This window comes from Actinosynnema sp. NPDC037264 (genome assembly GCF_055603705.1).
Map to the genome: position 1 here is coordinate 81,478 of NZ_JBVJVK010000024.1, position 16,731 is coordinate 98,208.

The window sequence follows — 16,731 nt, forward strand, 5'->3', positions numbered from 1 at the left end:
GTGCTGTTGACCATCCTCGGCTGCTCGGGCAGCCTGCCGGGACCGCACGGGCCCGCATCCGGCTACCTCGTCGAGGCGGAGGGCTGCCGACTCGCGATCGAACTGGGCAGCGGGGTCCTGGCGTCGCTGCAGACGCGTCACGACGCGTTCTCGTTGGACGCCCTGCTGTTCTCCCACCTGCACCCGGACCACTGCGCCGACTTCACCACCCTCGCCGTCATACGCCGCTACCACACCCACCCGCCGTACGACACGCGAGAACGACGGCTGCCCGTGCACGGGCCCGCCGAGGCCGCCGACCGGTTCGCCCGCGCGTACGCGGAGACGGCCGACGAACTGCTCACCACGGACCTGGGCGACGTGTTCGAGTTCCACACCGTCGCCGACGGCGCGGTGACCCGCATCGGGCCGTTCGAGATCACGGCCGTCCGGGTGGACCACCCGACCGAGACCTACGGGTTCCGCATCGCCACCAAGACGGCGACGTTGGCCTACACCGGTGACACGGGGCCGTGCGAGGCGTTACGCGGCTTGGCGCGCGACGTGGACGTGCTGCTGTCCGAGGCGACGTGGACGCACTCCGACGACCGGCCGCCCGGCACGCACCTGTCCGGGGTGCAGGCGGGTGAGGTGGCGGCGGACGCCGGTGTCGGGCGGCTGCTGCTCACGCACATCGCGCCGTGGACCGATCGCGACGCCGTGCTGGCCGAGGCGCGCAGCCGCTTCGCCGGGCCGGTCGACGTGGTCAACCAAGGCGACACCTACGCGGTTGACCGGTCGGAGGTGCGGGTAATCGGCGGCCATGGCAACTGATGTCGTCGAGCTGATCCTGGCCGACCACCGCAAGTTCGAGGAGCTGTTCCGGGCGCTGCGCGACCGGAACACCGACCGCTCGGCGGTGCTCGGCGAGTTGGCGGCGCTGCTGGTGGCGCACGCGGAGGCCGAGGAGTCCAAGGTGTACCCGGCCCTCAAGCGGTACAAGGAAGTCGACAACGCCGAGGTCGACCACGGCGCGGAGGAGCACGCCGAGGGCCACCAGGCGTTGCTGGCGCTGATGGAGGTCGAGGACACCGGCTCCGAGGAGTGGGAGGACAAGCTGGAGGAGCTGGTCCAGGCGCTCAACCACCACGTGGACGAGGAGGAGCGGACGATCCTCAACGACGCGCGGCAGGAGGTGTCCGACGAGCGGCGCGACGAGCTCGGCCGGCTGTTCACGGAGGTCCGGCAGAGCCGGTTGGACGACGACTGCGGTGACATCGGCTACGTCCGCAAGATCGCGGCAGCCACGGAGGATCGGATCGACTAACGTCGATGGGGTGTCGAACGTCGAGGTGCGTCGGGTCGGTCAGCACGACTTCGTGGCCACGAACGACCGGGGCGCGTCGGTGCGCGTCGGCCGCAAGGGCGCCGAGGGCGCGTTCACGCCGGTGGAGCTGCTGCTCGCGGCGGCGGCGGGCTGCGCGGTGGTGACGGCGGAGACGCTCGTGACCCGCCGCGTGGACGGCGACCTGGTGGCGCGCGCGGACGACGTGCGCTCGGCGGACGGGCACTCGCTGACCAGCGTGCCGGTCGCGCTCGACTACGACATCTCCCAGCTGGACGCCGACCAGCGCGCCGCCCTGGAGACCGCCGTCCTCCGCGCGATCGACCAGCTGTGCACCGTCACCCGCACGTTGAAGGCCGCCCCGCCGACCCCGCTGACGCTGCCCGCCTGACCCGCGAGCGTCCTGCGTTCCGGACCTGTGAGCCGGGCGTAGGACGCTCGCGGGGTCAGATGGTGCTCACGTAGTCGTAGACGGCGTTGGTGCCGCTGTGGCCGATGCGGACGGTCTGGACGATCGTGGCGGCGCCGGCGGCGATGACCAGGACGGCGACGACCGTCGAGATCCGGCGCCAGGTCTTCGGCACGGCCGAGTCCTCGACCGCGGCCGCGCGTTCGCGGTCGGCCAGGCGGCCGGCGACGAGCAGGGCCACCACGACCACGCCGAAGCCCAGCGCGAACGGCAGCAGGTCGTTGCCGAGGTCGGCGTGCCGCTGGGCCGCCGGGTCCTGGAAACCCGCCGCCTGCATCTTCGCGATCAGCTGCTCGCCCGCCCACTGCGCCAGCGGCACCGAGCCGACCGCCACCAGCGTCACGCCCAGCAGGGGCCACGCGAACCGCTGCCGCCACCGGGGCACCACGGCCAGCGCGGCGGCGCCCAGCGCGGCCGACGGGAGCAGCACCACCACCGCGTGGACCAGCAGCGGGTGCGCGGGGAGACCGAAGATCGTCACCAGGTCGTCTGCGAGTGCCATGTCTCTCCCTACGCCGGTGGGTTGCTCCCGGGTTCAGCGACATAGGGTAGTGCCGTGCTGAGGACCGATGGCAGGAACGACGACGTACTGCGCGACATCCGGATCACCCGCGGCTTCCAGCAGTGGCCCGCCGGGTCGGTGCTGATCGAGTTCGGCAACACGCGGGTGTTGTGCGCGGCCAGCGTGACCGAGGGCGTGCCGCGGTGGCGGTCCGGCTCGGGTCTCGGCTGGGTGACCGCCGAATACGCGATGCTGCCCTCCGCCACGCACACGCGCAGCGACCGTGAGTCGGTGAAGGGGCGGATCGGGGGACGCACGCACGAGATCAGCCGCCTGATCGGGCGATCTCTGCGGGCGTGCATCGACCTGGCCGCGCTCGGCGAGAACACCATCGTGATCGACTGCGACGTGATCCAGGCCGACGGCGGCACCCGCACCGCCGCCATCACCGGCGCGTACGTGGCCCTGGCCGACGCCGTCACCTGGCTGGGCGCCGCCGGCCGCCTGGCCGACCCCCAGCCGCTCTCGTGCGCGGTGTCGGCGGTGTCGGTCGGCGTCGTGGACGGCCGCGTGCGCCTGGACCTGCCGTACGAAGAGGACTCGCGCGCCGAGGTCGACATGAACGTCGTCGCGACGGACGCCGGCACGTTGATCGAGGTGCAGGGCACCGGCGAGGGCGCGACCTTCGCGCGGTCGACGTTGGACAAGATGCTCGACCTGGCCCTGGCCGGCTGCGCCGAGCTGAACCGCATCCAGGCCGAGGCGCTGGCCCTGCCCTACCCCGGCGTCCTGCCCGAGCCGAAGGCGAAGAAGAAGTGAAGCTGCTCCTGGCCTCGCGGAACAAGAAGAAGCTCGGCGAACTGCGCCGCATCCTGTTGGCCGAAGGGCTGGCGGGGATCGAGGTCGTCGGTCTGGACGACGTGCCGGAGTTCCCGGAGGCGCCGGAGACCGATCCGACCTTCGAGGGCAACGCCCTGGCCAAGGCCCGTGACGCGTTCGACGCCACCGGCCTCCCCTCGGTCGCGGACGACTCCGGCATCGCGATCGACGCGTTGAACGGCATGCCGGGCGTCCTGTCCGCCCGCTGGTCCGGCCGGCACGGCGACGACCAGGCCAACCTGGACCTGGTGCTCGGCCAACTGCGCGACGTCCCGGACGAGCGCAGGGGAGCGGCCTTCGTGTGCACGGCGGCGTTCGTGGCGGGCGACGGCGTCGAGACCGTCGTGCGCGGCGAGTGGCGGGGCACGATCACCCGCGAACCGGCCGGCGAGAACGGCTTCGGCTACGACCCGATCTTCCGCCCGGAGGGCCACGAGGTGACGTCGGCCGAGCTGACCCCGGACCAGAAGGACGAAATCTCCCACCGGGGCCGCGCCCTGCGCCTCCTCCTGCCCCACCTGCGGCAGCTGGCTCAGTTGAAGTAGCTAACCCTCACGCCGGGGCCGAGCACGTCCAAACCGATGTGCTCGTCCCGGCTCGAGAGGCTGAGTTCCAGGGTCATGCCCCGAATGGGCCCCAGGTCGAGCGGCTCGGACCCGGCGATCAGCCTCAGCTCTCGCAGCTTCTTGAGACCGGTCACGGGATCGAGGCGCTGCGCGATCTTGCCTCCCAGTTGGAGCCTTTCGAGGCCCGGTAGGTGGTCGGCGATGTCGTCGAGCATCTCCGGCGTCGCGCCCCAGTACAGGCCGAGGTTGCGCAGAGGCAGGTGGCGCAGGGGCGCGAGGCTCGTGCCCGCCTCGGGGAGAAAGTTGACGGCGAGGTAGTTGAGCTTCCGCAGTCGTGCCACCCCATTGAGCTCGGCCAATCTGCCCAGAACCAGCTCCTCCAGGTCCGGGAGGGCTTCGAGCGCACCGAGATTGCGGTAGTCCTGCCCGCCCAGGATGATCAGCTGCTGGAGTTCGGTGTGCTCCGTCAGCGGGGCGAGGTCGATGTCGCCTTCCACGTCCTGGTACAGGTACTTCAGGTGCGGAACGCCTCGGACCAGTCGGAAATCGGCGTGCGGTCCGGCCAGCCGCAAAGTCGTCCAGGACAGGTGCCGGAGCAGGGCCAGGTGCTTCACCAACCGGGCCTCGGTCACGTGGATGGTGCCGGACCGCAGCGGCGCGTCGGCCAACACCTCCCGGGCGTACCGCTCCGGGTCGAAGTACGCCCACGCCTTGGCCACCTCCAGCTGCACGGCCCGCCTGCCGTCCTGGGCGTAGCGGGAGAGTCGGGGGATGGCGTCCGCGCTGCCCGTCAGGGCCACGGCGCGAGTGGTGGCGGCGGCAGCGGCTTCGGAGAGGCCGTCCAGGGTGTCTGGCAGGTAGCGCAGCACCCGGTGGCCGATGGACGCCAGGGAACGGGTCTCCCGGACGCTCCGGGGCGGCACCAAGTAGTCGCGGATGACCCGGTCGATCCGCTGGTGCACCTCGGCGTCCACGTCGGTGACCGTCTCCAGGCACGCCGCCGCCAAGAGCCGCAACCGCCGGGCGTGGCGGGGTTCCGCATCCGCACGGTCCAGGATGGCGGTCAGCAGGGCCCGGGTCTGCGAGCGCTTCCCGTGACCGCACGCCATCACCACGGTCTCGCGCCAGGTGTCCAAGTGGGCGTTACCGGCCAGCGTCTCGATGTGCTCCTGCTCGGTGGCCTCGCTCGCCGCCAGGTACTCCTGGAACGTCCGGTGCACGAAGTCGACCCGGCCCGGCACCGGCTCGCGCAGCACCCCGCTCCGCTCCAGCAGGTGCGCCAGCACGACGTCCGCCGAGGAATCCACCGTGGGCATCGAAGGCAGCTTCATGGACACGAAGGAGACCGCCCGATCCAGCGGCAGCTCGGACCTGCCCGCCTGGATCAGCCGCCACGCCAAGTCCCGCAGCAGCACGGTCTTCTCGGTCCCGCTCAACATCCCGGCGATCTGACGTTCCGCGTCCCTCAAGTCCAGCAGCATGGTCAACGCCGCCTGGTACAGCTCCATCCGGCTCTGCGGCAGCTCCGAGGTCCGCCCCAGGTTCAACGCGCACAACATCGCGCACAACAACGGCGACGCGGCCAGCGCGCGCAGGTGCGGCCGGTTGTCCAACTGCCGCAACAACCGCCGCTCCGCCACCGGCAGGTCCTCCGGCGCACAGGGCAACGACTCGGCGTCCCGCGCGGCCCCGTGCCAGCGCTGGAGGAACACCCGCACGTCGGCCGGGCTCAGCTGCTCCAGCAACACCGAGCCGAAACCCTCGTCGTGCAGCCACCGCTGATCCGCCGCCGCCGGCCGGGACGTCACCACCACCCGTGCCGAGGGGAACGCCGTCACCAGCTCCCGCAACCACTCCCGCACCAGCCGACGCCGACCCGCCGGCACCTCGTCCACCCCGTCGACCAGCACCAACCCGTGCCCGGACCGCAGCACGCGGTGCACCCACCCGGTGGGCATGAGCCCGGCCAGCCACCCCGCCGCGTGGTCCAGGAACTGCTCGGGCCGCGGCAGCGGCGAGTCCGCGTACCGGCGCAGCCGCACCACCAGCGGCACCAGGCCGTTCCACGACGCCAACCGGTCGGTGAACGCCTCCCGCGCCGCCGTCACGGCCAGCCAGTCCAGCAGGGTCGTCTTGCCCGACCCGGCCTCGCCGCGCACCAACGTGCGGTCGGCGTTGCCGATGGCCGCCTCGACCCGCAGCGAGCCGTGCCCGCGGTCGACGTCGGCGCCGAACCAGCGGTCGAACTCGAAGCGCGAGCCGCGCTGGTCCTGGTCGGTGACGCTCAGGCTCAGGTAGGCGACGCTCAACGCGAGCTTCGGCCGGTGGCGCATGGTCAGACCGAGCAGCTCCAGCCGGTCCAGGGCGTTGCCGACGTAGCGCAGGTACTCGTCGCGGAACTCCTCGTCGGTGTCCACGCCGGTCGGCGCGTGCAGGCTGGTGCGCGGCAGCCGGGACAGCACGTCCTCCAGCAACGCGGCCTGCTGCGAGGCACGGGCCAGCACCTCGGCCAGCGCCCGCGGCTGGAACGCCGGCAGGTGCCGGATCACCTGCACCAGGTAGCGGCACGCCTGGTCCAGCGCGACCTCGTACAACCGGGTCGCCTGCTCGGACAGCCCGGCGTCGCGCACGAGCGTCGCCCGCACCCGCCGGGCCAGCAGCTCGGGGTCGGCGTCGGCGGCCAGCAGCGCCTCGTCGGACAGGTCCAGCTCGCCCAACGCGTCGACCACGGCGTCCAACGCCGCCGTCACCTCACCGGGCGGCAACGACGCGAACTTCGCCGCCAGCAGCGGTTCGAGCTGGTCACCCACCTGGTGGCCGATTCCCGCGATCAGGTGATCCAAGCGGTCACGCCCGCGGATCGACGAGAGCTCCTCGGCGGCCAGCGAGGCCAACGACGCCGTGCGGTCGCGCGACGCCCGTCGACGTGACAGCCAGGCCTTCGCCGCGTGCTGCGCGACGGCCTCACCGATCTTGCCGGCCGCCGCCTCCAGAATGGCGATGGTGCCCTCCCCGTGCTCCGAACCGACAGGTTCGAGCAGGGGAGGGCACCCGGCAATCGGTCGTACGGGTGATCAGGCGGGCAGTTCGCGCAGCAGCTTGGCCACGTGCCCGGTCGCGCGCACGTTGTACATGGCCTTCTCGATCTTCCCCTCGGGGCCGACCAGGAACGTCGAGCGGATCACGCCCATGACTGTCCGGCCGTAGTTCTGCTTCTCCCCGAACGCGCCCCACTCGGCCAGCACCTTGCGGTCGACGTCGGACAGCAGCGGGAAGTTCAGGCCCTCCGCGGCGGCGAACTTGGCCAGCTTCTCCGGCTTGTCCGGCGAGATGCCGACGACCTCGTAGCCCGACGACGCGAGGTCGCCGATGCTGTCGCGGAAGTCGCACGCCTGCTTGGTGCAGCCCGGCGTGCCCGCGGCCGGGTAGAAGTAGACGACCACGGAGCGGCCGGCGTAGTCGGAAAGCGAGACGGGCTTGCCCTCGCTGTCGGGCAGCGTGAACGCCGGGGCCTGGTCGCCCGGTGACAGGCGCTTCTGCTCGGTCATGGCCCCAGACGCTACAAGGTCAGGCGACGCCCTCGAACGTCGCGCTCGGGTCCTGGTTGGCGCCGTTCGGCTCGACCACGAGCTGCAACCGCACCGGGTCGGCGGGCACGGCGAACGCCATCGTCAGCACGGTCTCCGCACCGGGCGCCACCTCGTTGACCCCGGCGCCGACGCCGTTGAGCCCCTGCACGGAGTCGCGCACCTCGGCGACCGGGTGACCGTCGACCAACGCGCGCACGGACAGCTGGCTGGTGCGGTAGGCGGTCTTGGTGCCGTTGACCACGGTCAGCGTGAACACCGCGGTGCGCGGGGACTGCGGGAACGACGTCTCGCTCGGTCTCAGCGACCTGGGCGGCGACACGGTGACCGCCATGCCGTTGCCCCAGACCCGCTGCGCGCCGAACGCCGTGAACGAGGCCGACGACGGCTCGTCACCGCGCTGCTCGGCCACCGCGGACGGACCGGGGGGCGTGGAAATGTCGGAGGGGTCCGCACATCCCGCCATTGCCAGGCCTAGGCACACGCCGACGGCCAGTCTGGCGAACTTCACGAACCTCCCCTTCCCGCCCCGGCGGTGGGCTTGACTGCGACTGCCACCACCATGACGGTGTCGGGGGTTGCCCGGTGACCGAACCGGGGCCTTGATTCGCACCTGGTGCCGGCCTGTGGCCAAGCCGTGATGACGCACGGCTGCCCGCGTGGGCGGCGCCACACCTGGCGGCGACCACGCGGGTCGGCGGCGGCCGAGCGATCGGGCGCGGGGAGCGCCCGGAAGTTGGGGAGCGCGTCGGGGGGCGTGCGCGCTCCACTACGATCATCGCCCCCCGTGGCCGTACCGCTACACCTCTACGTCGGTCTTCACCCGTTCGGACGAACCCTGGACGGTCGAACGTCCCGCCAGCTCCGCCAGTAGTCCGTAAGACCTCAGCCGGTCCGACTGCTCGGCGACCATCGTCGTCACCATCAGCTCATCCGCCCGGGTGTCCTCCAACAGCCGTTCGAGCCCCGCCTCGACCGTCCGCGGCGAACCGATGACCTGGGACGCGATCCGGTCCTCGAAGATCAGCCGCTCGACGTCGGTGTACGGGTAGTCGGCGGCCTCCTGGTCGGTGGCCAGGGGACCGGGCCGCCCGCTGCGCAGCTTGACGAACGCGAGCGCGCCGGGGCCCGCGATCCGCTGCGCGTGCTCGTCGGTGTCGGCCACGATCACCGAGGCGCAGACCAGCGCGTAGGGCTCCGACAGCCGCTCGGAGGGCCGGAACCGCTCGCGGTACAGGGCCAGCGCGGGCAGCGTGTTCTCCGCGCTGAAGTGGTGCGCGAACGCGAACGGCAGCCCGAGCAGGCCCGCGACCTGCGCGCTGTACCCGCTCGACCCGAGCAGGAACACGTCCGGCTTGTTGCCCTCGGCGGGCATCGCGTTGAGCTCTTCGGTGCCGTTGAAGTAGCCGGTCAGCTCGCTGAGCTGCTGCGGGAAGTCGTCCACCGACAGCGGGCCGGTGGTGCGGCGCAACGCCTGCGCCGTGCGCTGGTCGGTGCCGGGCGCGCGGCCGATGCCGAGGTCGATGCGGCCGGGGTGCAGGGCCGACAGCGTGCCGAACTGCTCGGCCACGACCAGCGGCGGGTGGTTGGGCAGCATCACGCCGCCGGAGCCGACCCGCAGGGTGGTGGTGGCGTCGGCCACGTGGCCGATGAGGATCGCGGGCGAGGAGCTGGCGATGCCGGGCATGTTGTGGTGCTCGGCGAGCCAGAACCGGGTGAAGCCGAGGCGTTCGACGTGCTGGGCCAGCTCACGCGTGTGCCTGAGCGCCGTGCGCGCGTCCGTCGCCGTGGTGACCGCGGCGAGGTCGAGGGCGGACAGGGGCACGTCGCGGAGTCGGGTCATGCCTTCGACCAACGCCGAAGACCTCGAATGCCTTCCTGGTGTGACGGTCGCGACACCGGGAAGCGCCGGACCCGGCGCCGGCGTTGACCCCGGTATGGACGTGGTGGTCATCGGTGCAGGTCAGGCCGGGTTGTCGGCGGCCTACTTCCTCAAGCGCGCGAACCTCGACCACGTCGTGCTGGACGCGGACGCGGGCCCTGGTGGCGCGTGGCGGCACCGCTGGCCCACGTTGCGGATGGCGACCGTGCACGGCATCCACGACCTGCCGGGCATGCCGTTCGCCGAGCCGGACCCGACCGCGCCCGCCAACGAGGTGCTGCCCGCCTACTTCGCCGACTTCGAGCGCCGCAACGGCATCGAGGTGCGGCGGCCGGTGCGCGTGCACGCCGTCCGCGACCACGACGGCCTGCTGCGCGTCGAGACCGACAGCGGTGTCTGGGAGGCCGAGGCGCTGGTCAACGCCACCGGCACGTGGACTCGCCCGTTCTGGCCCCGCTACCCCGGCCAGGAGCTGTTCCGGGGCCGTCAGCTGCACTCCTCGCAGTACCGGGGGCCGGAGGAGTTCGCCGGGCAGCACGTGGTCGTGGTCGGCGGCGGCACGTCGGCGGTGCAGCAGTTGCTGGAGATCGACCGGCACGCCGCCCGCACGACCTGGGCCACGCGCCGCGAGCCGGAGTTCTTCGACGAGCCGTTCACGCCGGAGCTGGGCCGGGCCGTGGTCGCCAAGGTGGAGGACCGCGTCCGCCGCGGCCTGCCGCCCCGCAGCGTGGTCGGCGTGACCGGCCTCAACCTCACCCCGGCCGTCCGCGAGGCCCTGGAGACCGGAGTGCTGGCCCGGCGGCCGGTGTTCGACCGGATCACCGAGGACGGCGTGGTCTGGCCCGACGGCACGCACGAGCGGGTGGACGCCATCCTGTGGGCGACCGGGTTCCGCGCCGCCCTCGACCACCTCGCCCCGCTGCGCCTGCGCGGACCCGGCGGCGGCATCCGCCTCGACGGCACGAGGGTCGTCGCCGACCCGCGCGTGCACCTCGTCGGCTACGGCCCGTCGGCCAGCACGGTCGGCGCCACCCGGGCGGGCCGTGCGGCGGCGAAGGAGATCAAGGCGTCGCTGTCCCGCCGACAGGCCGCTTGAGCAGCCTCGACGCCTTCTGCCCCAGCAGGTTCACCCCGACGCCCAGCTTGTACCGCAGCACGTCCAGCCGGCGCACGTTGCGCCGGGCCAGGAACTCCCGGGTGGCCGCCGCGTCGAAGAACCACGGGAACAGCGACGACGGGTCGTTGAACCCCTCCCACAGCTGCTCGCCGATGTCCTCCCGGCGTGAGGCGGCGAGCATCACGGTCTTCTGCTCGTCGTTGAGCGGCGCGAGCAGCCCATTGGAGAAGTCGCTGGTGTAGCAGCCGCGCTCCCACCACTCGTCGAACCTCTCGGTCAGCCACGACGGGGTGAACGGCCCGCCGTGCGCGGTCAGCTCCTCGGCGAAGAACCGGGCCATCCGGGTGGCGTTGTTCGCGCCCTGCCCGGCCAGCGGGTCGTTGAGCACGACGGCGTCGCCGAGGCCGAGCACGTGCCGCCCGGACGGCAGCACGGCGACCGGCTTGCGCACCACCGGCACGATCTGGCCCTTGATCCAGGTCACCGGGCTGGTCGGGCGGGCGGGCCGCAGGAACGCCGACTCGTGCGGGAACAGGTCGTCCACCACGTCCTTGAGCACGGACAGGCCCTCGTCGGCCGAGGTCACGCGGCCGAAGCGGTCCGCGCGGCCGCCCGGCGCCGCCTCCACCACGATGCTCCGCGACTCGCCGACGTCCTTGTCGTGGAACGGGATCCAGAACACCTCCAGCGTGCCCGGCAGGAACGAGAACACGCCCTCCCGGTGCTCGGGCCGCGCCTCCAGCTCGTAGCCGTGGATGTTGACCATGAACAGGCTGCGCTGCGGCTCCGAGTGCACCGACCGGACCGGGTCGCGCTCGAACAGGCCGGTCAGCGACTTGTGCCCGGCCGTGACGACCACCAGGTCGTGTGACGCGGCCAGCCGGTCCAGGTCGTCCACGTCGACCGTGTCGATCACCACGGACGCGCCGCGCGACTCGAGCTCCGCCAGGCCGGCGGAGAACTTCAACCGCTGGTCGACGGCCAGCGCGGGCTTGCGCAGCGGCGCGTCGACCGAGAACGCGAGCGAGCGGTCCTCCGTGAACAGGTCCAGGTGGATGCGGCGCATCCGGGAGGCCTCGGGCCAGAAGTCGAGGCCCAGCTCAGCCTCGTACTCGACCTGGTCGCCGAACAGGCAGGCGGTCGGCCGGCCGCGGTCGTCGAGGTGCTCCTCGGCCGTCCGGTCGGAGTAGAGGGTGACCCGCCATCCGGCGCGCAGGAGCGCCGCCGATAACACCAAACCCGCTTGACCTGCGCCGATGACCGCGATTGTGCCCACGCTACAGATCCTCTGCAGAGGATGTGCGATCGCCAATAGCACAATCGGGTCGACTAGCCTCGATCAGGTGCACAGGGGGTTGCGCGCCGTTGCCGGACTGTTGCTCGGCTTCGGCACGGCGCTGGTGGACCTGGTCGTCGTGGCGTTCGCCCGGAACGCGGCCGTCTCGGTCGCCGGGCTCGAACGACGGCGGCTGCGGTCGTTCCTCGGCATCGACAGCGCGGAGCCGACGCGGGAGCAGGCGGTGCGCTACCTGGCCGTGCGCGCGCCCATCGGCCTGTTCGGCGGGTTCGTGCTGGCCTGGCTGTTCTACGGCCTGGCGATGGGCGTCATCGTGCTGTACCGGCTGTTCGCGGGCGGTCCGGAGAGCGGCCTGGACCGCTCCGACGACTGGACGGCCTTCCTGTGGACGGGGCTGATCGGCCTGGTCCTGCTCTACATCGAGGTGCAGGGCATCATCGGCGTGGTCGCGCTGGAGGGGAAGGTCGCCCGGCGCTGGCTCGGCCCGAGCGAGGCCGAGCTGCTGCGCCTGCGCATCGACGAGCTGGCCGCGAGCCGGGCGGGCATCGTGGCGGCCGTCGACGCCGAGCGCAGGCGCATCGAGCGCGACCTGCACGACGGCGTGCAGCAGCGGTTGGTCGCGCTGGGCATGCTGCTCGGCCGCGCCCGCCGCAACCCCGACCACGCCGACGACCTGCTCGCGCAGGCGCACGAGGAGTCCCGGCACGTCCTGGAGGACCTGCGCGAGGTGGCCTGGCGGGTGTACCCGGCGGCGCTGGACTCGTTGGGCCTGGCCGAGGCGCTGGAGGCGGTGGCGGACCGGTCCGCGATCCCGGTGCGGATCCGGTGCGCGCCCCTGGTCGCGGCGCCGTCGGTGGAGACCGCGGTGTACTTCGTGGTCTGCGAGGCGGTGACGAACGCGGCCAAGCACTCGGGTGCGACCATGATCGGCGTGGACATCACCGAGGAGGCGGGCGCGGTGCGGGTGCGGGTCGTGGACGACGGCGTCGGGGGAGCGGACCCGGCCGGCGGCGGGCTGGCCGGCCTGTCCCGGCGGGTGCTCGCGCTGGACGGCGCGTTCGACGTGACCAGCCCGGTCGGCGGTCCCACGGTGATCACCGCGGACGTGCCGTGCGGGTGATCCTGGCGGAGGACTCGACGCTGCTGCGCGAGGGCCTGGTGCGACTGCTGGTCGAGGAGGGCCACGACGTGCTCGCGGCCGTCGGTGACGCGGAAGCGCTGATCAGCGCGGTGGCGGCGCACCTGCCGGACGTGGTGGTGACCGACGTGCGGATGCCGCCGACGAACTCCGACGAGGGCCTGAAGGCCGCGTTGGAGATCCGCCGGCGGTTCCCGGGCGTCGGCGTGCTGGTGCTGTCGCAGTACGTCGAGCAGCGCTACGCCGTCGACCTGCTCACCGAGCACGCCGACGGCGTCGGTTACCTGCTCAAGGACCGGGTGGTCCAGGTGGAGGAGTTCCTGGACGCGCTGCGCCGGGTCGGCGCGGGTGACGTGGCGTTCGACCCGGAGGTGGTGCGCCGGCTGCTGGCCCGCACGACCCACCCGCTGGACGCGCTGACCGAGCGGGAGCGCCAGGTGCTGGCGCACATGGCCGAGGGGCACACGAACAACGCGATCGCGTCCCGGCTGCACGTGTCGCGCAGCGCGGTGGAGAAGCACATCAACTCGATCTTCGACAAGCTCGGTCTGTCCGATGTGGACGGCTACAGCCGCCGGGTGCTCGCGATCCTGCGCTACTTGCGGGCCTGAGCCTTCTTCTTCTGGGTCAGGCGGGACACGACGAACCAGGCGACGGCCAGCACGACCAGCCCGACCACGACCTTCGTCACGACGCCCAGGTACTGGTCGACGAGGTGGTAGTTCGCGCCCAGCACGTACCCGGCGAGGATGAGCGCGGTGTTCCAGATCAGGCTGCCCGCCGCGGTCAGCAGCAGGAAGCCGGGCAGCGGCATGCGCTCCACGCCCGCCGGGATGGAGATGAGGCTGCGGAAGATCGGCACCATGCGGCCGAAGAACACCGTCGCCTTGCCGTGCCGGGCGAACCACTCCTCGGTCCGGTCCACATCGGACACCTTGACCAGCGGCAGCCGTTGCGCGACGGCCCTGATCCGGTCACGGCCCAGCAGCGCGCCGAGGTAGTACAGCGCGAGCGCGCCGGCCACCGACCCGGTGGTGGTCCACAGGATCGCGGCGAACAGGTTCATCTTGCCCTGGCTCGCGGTGAAGCCCGCCAGCGGCAGGAACAGCTCGCTCGGCAGCGGTGGGAAGAGGTTCTCCAGCGCGATCGCGATCCCGGCGCCGGGCGCGCCGAGCGATTCCATCAGGTCGGTGACCCACGTGACGACATCCATGATCCCAAGTTACGAACGCGCCGACGCCGTCACCATGAAGCGGACCGCACACCGGGGTGTGGAAAACCTCAGTTCCCGGCGGCGGCGTGCGCGGCGAGCCCTCGGGCGTACCGCGCGATCACGGCCTGGAGCACCAAGCGGTAGAGCCACCCCGTCCCCGGCGTCTTCGGCTCGAACGACGAGTGCCAGCGGATCGCCGTCCCGTCGCCGTCCGGCACGAGGTCGATGAACGCCTGGTAGTCGCGAATGGCGAGACCCGACAGCAGGACGTAGCCCACCCGCCGGTTCGGCGTCAGTTCGACGACCTCCTCCCTCGTGAGCGCCTTGCGGCCTTTGTTGTGGAATACCCGCACTTCGCCGACGCCATTCGCGTCACCCGCGCGTTCCCGCTCGTACCGCACCACGGGCGACCACTCGGGCCACGTCGCGCTGTCCGCGGCCAGGCGGTAAACCCGTTCCGGCGGGGCTTCGCTGCGCACGTGGACGTCCACTCTCTGTACCATGCGGTACATGTACCATCTGGTACATGCCGGAACAAGGGGCGCCCCGCGAACGCCTGCTCACCGCCGTGGTCGACCACCTGGCCGAGCACGGCCTGGGCGAGGTGAGCCTGCGCCGGCTGGCCGAGGCGGTCGGCACGAGCCACCGGATGCTCCTGTACCACTTCGGCTCGATGGAGGGCCTGCTGGTCGAGGTCGTGCGCGCGGTCGAGGCCAGGCAGCGCGCCGTCCTGGCCGCCCTGCCGACCGACGACCCGGCCGAAGCCGCCCGCGCCTTCTGGCGCGCGCTCACCGACCCGTCCCTGCGCGCGCACGAGCGCCTGTTCTTCGAGCTGTACGCCCAGGCCGTCCAGGGCCGTCCCGGCACCACCGCGCTGCTGGACGGCATCGTCACCGACTGGCTGGAACCCGTTGCGGCCATCCAGCGCTCCCTCGGCCACCCGCCCGACGTCGCCGCCGCCCGCGCCCGCCTGGGCCTCGCCGTCGCCCGCGGCCTGCTCCTGGACCTGGTCGCCACCGACGACCTCGCCGCCGTCGACGCCGCCATGGACCACTTCATCTCCCTCACCACCTGACCGGGAGCGTCCGACGTTCGGAACGAGTTGGACGCTCGGGCGCACCGACCGACGTCTAGGATCGGTCGGCGTGAAGCGGATCCCGGTGGTAGTGGTGGCGGGGTTCCTCGGCTCCGGCAAGACGACGTTGCTCAACCACCTGCTCGGCGGCAGTCGCGGCACGCGGGTCGGGGTGGTGGTCAACGACTTCGGTGCCATCGGCGTCGACGCGATGAGCGTGGCCGGTCAGGTCGACTCCACCGTCTCGCTGAGCAACGGGTGCCTGTGCTGCGCGGTGGACGTCAGCGAGCTCGACGGGATGCTCGCCAAGCTCGACTCCCTGGTGGACGTCATCGTCATCGAGGCGAGCGGCCTGGCCGAACCGCAGGCCATGGCGCGGATGGTGCTCGCGAGCGAGAACCCGCGCCTGACCTACGGCGGCCTGGTGCTGCTGGTCGACGCGGCGGAGTTCCCCGACGACCTGGCCAGGCACGTGCGCGTGGCGGACCTGGTGGTGCTCAACAAGGTCGACCGCGTCACGGACCCCTCGGCGCTCGCGGCCGAGATCGACCGGCTCAAGCCGGGTGTGCCCGTGGTCCAGTCGACGTTCGGCCGCGTCGACCCCGCCCTGCTGTTCGACCCGCGTCCACGCGAGCAGCACGGCCAGCTGTCGTTCGAGGACCTGCTGGAAGAAGAGCACGACCACGTGCACTACGACAGCGTCGAGTTCACCGGCGGCGCGATGAACCCCGTGCGGCTCATGGCTTTCCTCGACGCGCGCCCCAAGGGCCTGTACCGGGTCAAGGGCTTCGTGCGGTTCGACGTGCCCGGCCACCGGCAGCGGTTCGGCCTGCACACCGTCGGCGCGTTCCTGCGGTTCGAGCGCTCGGCGTGGCCGGGACCGCGGCGCACCGAGCTCGTGCTGATCGGCACGGGCCTGGACCTGGCCGCGATCCGCGCCGACCTGGCCGCCTGCGAGGAACCGGACCCGGGCGCCGTGGACCCGCAGTCGATGCTCGAAGTCCTGCGCTACACGGCGTGAGCGACCCCGCGGGGCCCCCGACGCGGAACGCCGGGGGCCGCCGGTCGGCGACGTGGGCTCGGAGAGACTCGAACTCTCACTGGCACGGACCTAAACCGTGTGCCTCTGCCAATTGGGCTACGAGCCCGTCGCCGCAAGCTTATCGGCAGGCTTGAGCAGCCCGATGCCGAGGGACACGACGCCCGCCGCCAGGCTCAGCCCGCCGACGTAGAGCAGCGCGATCAGGCCGTTCGCCCGCGTCACGTCCTCGCCCATCGCGGAGAAGAAGAAGCCCGCGGGCATCAGGATCGCCGCGATCGGCACGCCGAGCCTGGCCACCCAGCCCCACGGCCCGCGCACGTCCGCCGCGTCGGCGAACAGCAGGCACACCAGGCTGAGGATCACCAGCACGCCGGCGTGCGCGTGACCGGCGCGGAAGAACGACTGCTGGAACTCGGTCAGCGGCACCTCGCCCTGCGCCACGGTGGTCAGGAACCGACCGCCGAACTCGACGCCGACGACGCTCAGCAACAGCACGCCCGCCAACCGACGGGACGCGAGTGACAACCGGATGGCGGCCATGACGCTCCTCCACTCGAATGGAAACAGCGTTATAGAAGCACCTGTCCGGCAGTCAGGTCAACGTGGTGGCGGCGTCTCAACTACGGTTGTGACCAAGGAG

General features: G+C 71.9%; 19 protein-coding genes and 1 tRNA gene. 10 read left to right on the top strand and 10 right to left on the bottom strand.

Annotated features, from left to right (window positions below; all coding sequences use genetic code 11):
- From ACZ7GX_RS25045 to ACZ7GX_RS25055, 3 genes are read left to right on the top strand one after another with little or no spacing between them, the layout of a single operon-like run.
- On the top strand, positions 1-813 hold the full coding sequence (locus ACZ7GX_RS25045) for an MBL fold metallo-hydrolase (protein ID WP_498779990.1): 813 nt from the start codon (positions 1-3) through the stop codon (positions 811-813).
- Positions 803-1,306, top strand: coding sequence for a hemerythrin domain-containing protein (locus ACZ7GX_RS25050; RefSeq protein WP_498779992.1), 504 nt, complete (start codon positions 803-805; stop codon positions 1,304-1,306). Before ACZ7GX_RS25045 ends, ACZ7GX_RS25050 begins: the two co-directional genes overlap by 11 nt.
- A 10-nt stretch (positions 1,307-1,316) precedes the next feature.
- Positions 1,317-1,715, top strand: coding sequence for an OsmC family protein (locus ACZ7GX_RS25055; RefSeq protein WP_498779994.1), 399 nt, complete (start codon positions 1,317-1,319; stop codon positions 1,713-1,715).
- Between the two features lie 55 nt (positions 1,716-1,770).
- Here ACZ7GX_RS25055 and ACZ7GX_RS25060 read toward each other — a convergent pair whose 3' ends face one another.
- Complete coding sequence (locus ACZ7GX_RS25060; RefSeq protein ID WP_498779995.1) at positions 1,771-2,295, bottom strand: DUF2231 domain-containing protein; 525 nt, start codon at positions 2,293-2,295, stop codon at positions 1,771-1,773.
- Between the two features lie 54 nt (positions 2,296-2,349).
- Here ACZ7GX_RS25060 and rph point away from each other — a divergent pair, with 54 nt between their 5' ends.
- Both rph and rdgB read left to right on the top strand, forming a co-directional pair.
- A complete protein-coding gene (rph, locus tag ACZ7GX_RS25065) occupies positions 2,350-3,114 on the top strand; it encodes a ribonuclease PH (protein WP_233812349.1) in 765 nt (254 codons plus the stop codon).
- Positions 3,111-3,719, top strand: a complete 609-nt coding sequence (rdgB, locus tag ACZ7GX_RS25070; protein WP_498779997.1) for an RdgB/HAM1 family non-canonical purine NTP pyrophosphatase — start codon at positions 3,111-3,113, stop codon at positions 3,717-3,719. Before rph ends, rdgB begins: the two co-directional genes overlap by 4 nt.
- Here the strand turns inward: rdgB and ACZ7GX_RS25075 are convergent.
- From ACZ7GX_RS25075 to ACZ7GX_RS25090, 4 genes are all read right to left on the bottom strand, one after another.
- On the bottom strand, positions 3,707-6,799 hold the full coding sequence (locus ACZ7GX_RS25075) for an NACHT domain-containing protein (protein ID WP_498780040.1): 3,093 nt from the start codon (positions 6,797-6,799) through the stop codon (positions 3,707-3,709). The genes rdgB and ACZ7GX_RS25075 overlap by 13 nt on opposite strands.
- A 15-nt stretch (positions 6,800-6,814) precedes the next feature.
- Positions 6,815-7,288 (bottom strand): thioredoxin-dependent thiol peroxidase, encoded by a 474-nt coding sequence (gene bcp / locus ACZ7GX_RS25080; protein ID WP_498779999.1) that lies wholly within the window; start codon positions 7,286-7,288, stop codon positions 6,815-6,817.
- Positions 7,289-7,307: 19 nt separating this feature from the next.
- A complete protein-coding gene (locus tag ACZ7GX_RS25085; protein ID WP_498780000.1) occupies positions 7,308-7,838 on the bottom strand; it encodes a hypothetical protein in 531 nt (176 codons plus the stop codon).
- Between the two features lie 288 nt (positions 7,839-8,126).
- A complete protein-coding gene (locus ACZ7GX_RS25090) occupies positions 8,127-9,170 on the bottom strand; it encodes an LLM class flavin-dependent oxidoreductase (protein WP_498780002.1) in 1,044 nt (347 codons plus the stop codon).
- A 94-nt stretch (positions 9,171-9,264) separates the two neighbouring features.
- Here ACZ7GX_RS25090 and ACZ7GX_RS25095 point away from each other — a divergent pair, with 94 nt between their 5' ends.
- Positions 9,265-10,305, top strand: a complete 1,041-nt coding sequence (locus tag ACZ7GX_RS25095) for an FAD-dependent oxidoreductase (protein WP_498780003.1) — start codon at positions 9,265-9,267, stop codon at positions 10,303-10,305.
- Here the strand turns inward: ACZ7GX_RS25095 and ACZ7GX_RS25100 are convergent.
- Positions 10,271-11,602 (bottom strand): styrene monooxygenase/indole monooxygenase family protein, encoded by a 1,332-nt coding sequence (locus ACZ7GX_RS25100; protein WP_498780004.1) that lies wholly within the window; start codon positions 11,600-11,602, stop codon positions 10,271-10,273. The genes ACZ7GX_RS25095 and ACZ7GX_RS25100 overlap by 35 nt on opposite strands.
- A gap of 67 nt (positions 11,603-11,669) precedes the next feature.
- Here ACZ7GX_RS25100 and ACZ7GX_RS25105 point away from each other — a divergent pair, with 67 nt between their 5' ends.
- Entirely contained in the window at positions 11,670-12,743 is a 1,074-nt protein-coding gene (locus ACZ7GX_RS25105; protein ID WP_498780005.1) for a sensor histidine kinase, read from the top strand.
- Positions 12,734-13,372 (top strand): response regulator transcription factor, encoded by a 639-nt coding sequence (locus tag ACZ7GX_RS25110; protein WP_498780007.1) that lies wholly within the window; start codon positions 12,734-12,736, stop codon positions 13,370-13,372. The genes ACZ7GX_RS25105 and ACZ7GX_RS25110 overlap by 10 nt, the downstream gene beginning before the upstream one ends.
- Here the strand turns inward: ACZ7GX_RS25110 and ACZ7GX_RS25115 are convergent.
- Positions 13,357-13,974, bottom strand: a complete 618-nt coding sequence (locus tag ACZ7GX_RS25115; protein ID WP_498780008.1) for a DedA family protein — start codon at positions 13,972-13,974, stop codon at positions 13,357-13,359. The genes ACZ7GX_RS25110 and ACZ7GX_RS25115 overlap by 16 nt on opposite strands.
- Before the next feature lie 68 nt (positions 13,975-14,042).
- A complete protein-coding gene (locus tag ACZ7GX_RS25120) occupies positions 14,043-14,477 on the bottom strand; it encodes an SRPBCC family protein (protein WP_498780009.1) in 435 nt (144 codons plus the stop codon).
- A 23-nt stretch (positions 14,478-14,500) separates the two neighbouring features.
- Here ACZ7GX_RS25120 and ACZ7GX_RS25125 point away from each other — a divergent pair, with 23 nt between their 5' ends.
- The gene (locus ACZ7GX_RS25125) at positions 14,501-15,049 is read left to right on the top strand and encodes a TetR/AcrR family transcriptional regulator (protein ID WP_498780010.1); all 549 of its coding nucleotides are present in this window, start codon (positions 14,501-14,503) and stop codon (positions 15,047-15,049) included.
- A gap of 70 nt (positions 15,050-15,119) precedes the next feature.
- Positions 15,120-16,070: a CobW family GTP-binding protein gene (locus tag ACZ7GX_RS25130; RefSeq protein WP_498780011.1), complete on the top strand. Its 951-nt coding sequence runs from the start codon at positions 15,120-15,122 to the stop codon at positions 16,068-16,070.
- Between the two features lie 53 nt (positions 16,071-16,123).
- On the opposite strand, the gene ACZ7GX_RS25135 is transcribed toward ACZ7GX_RS25130, so the two are convergent.
- A tRNA-Leu gene (locus tag ACZ7GX_RS25135) sits at positions 16,124-16,197 on the bottom strand.
- Positions 16,188-16,631, bottom strand: a complete 444-nt coding sequence (locus ACZ7GX_RS25140) for a hypothetical protein (RefSeq protein WP_498780012.1) — start codon at positions 16,629-16,631, stop codon at positions 16,188-16,190. Before ACZ7GX_RS25140 ends, ACZ7GX_RS25135 begins: the two co-directional genes overlap by 10 nt.
- Between the last annotated feature and the right edge of the window lie 100 nt (positions 16,632-16,731).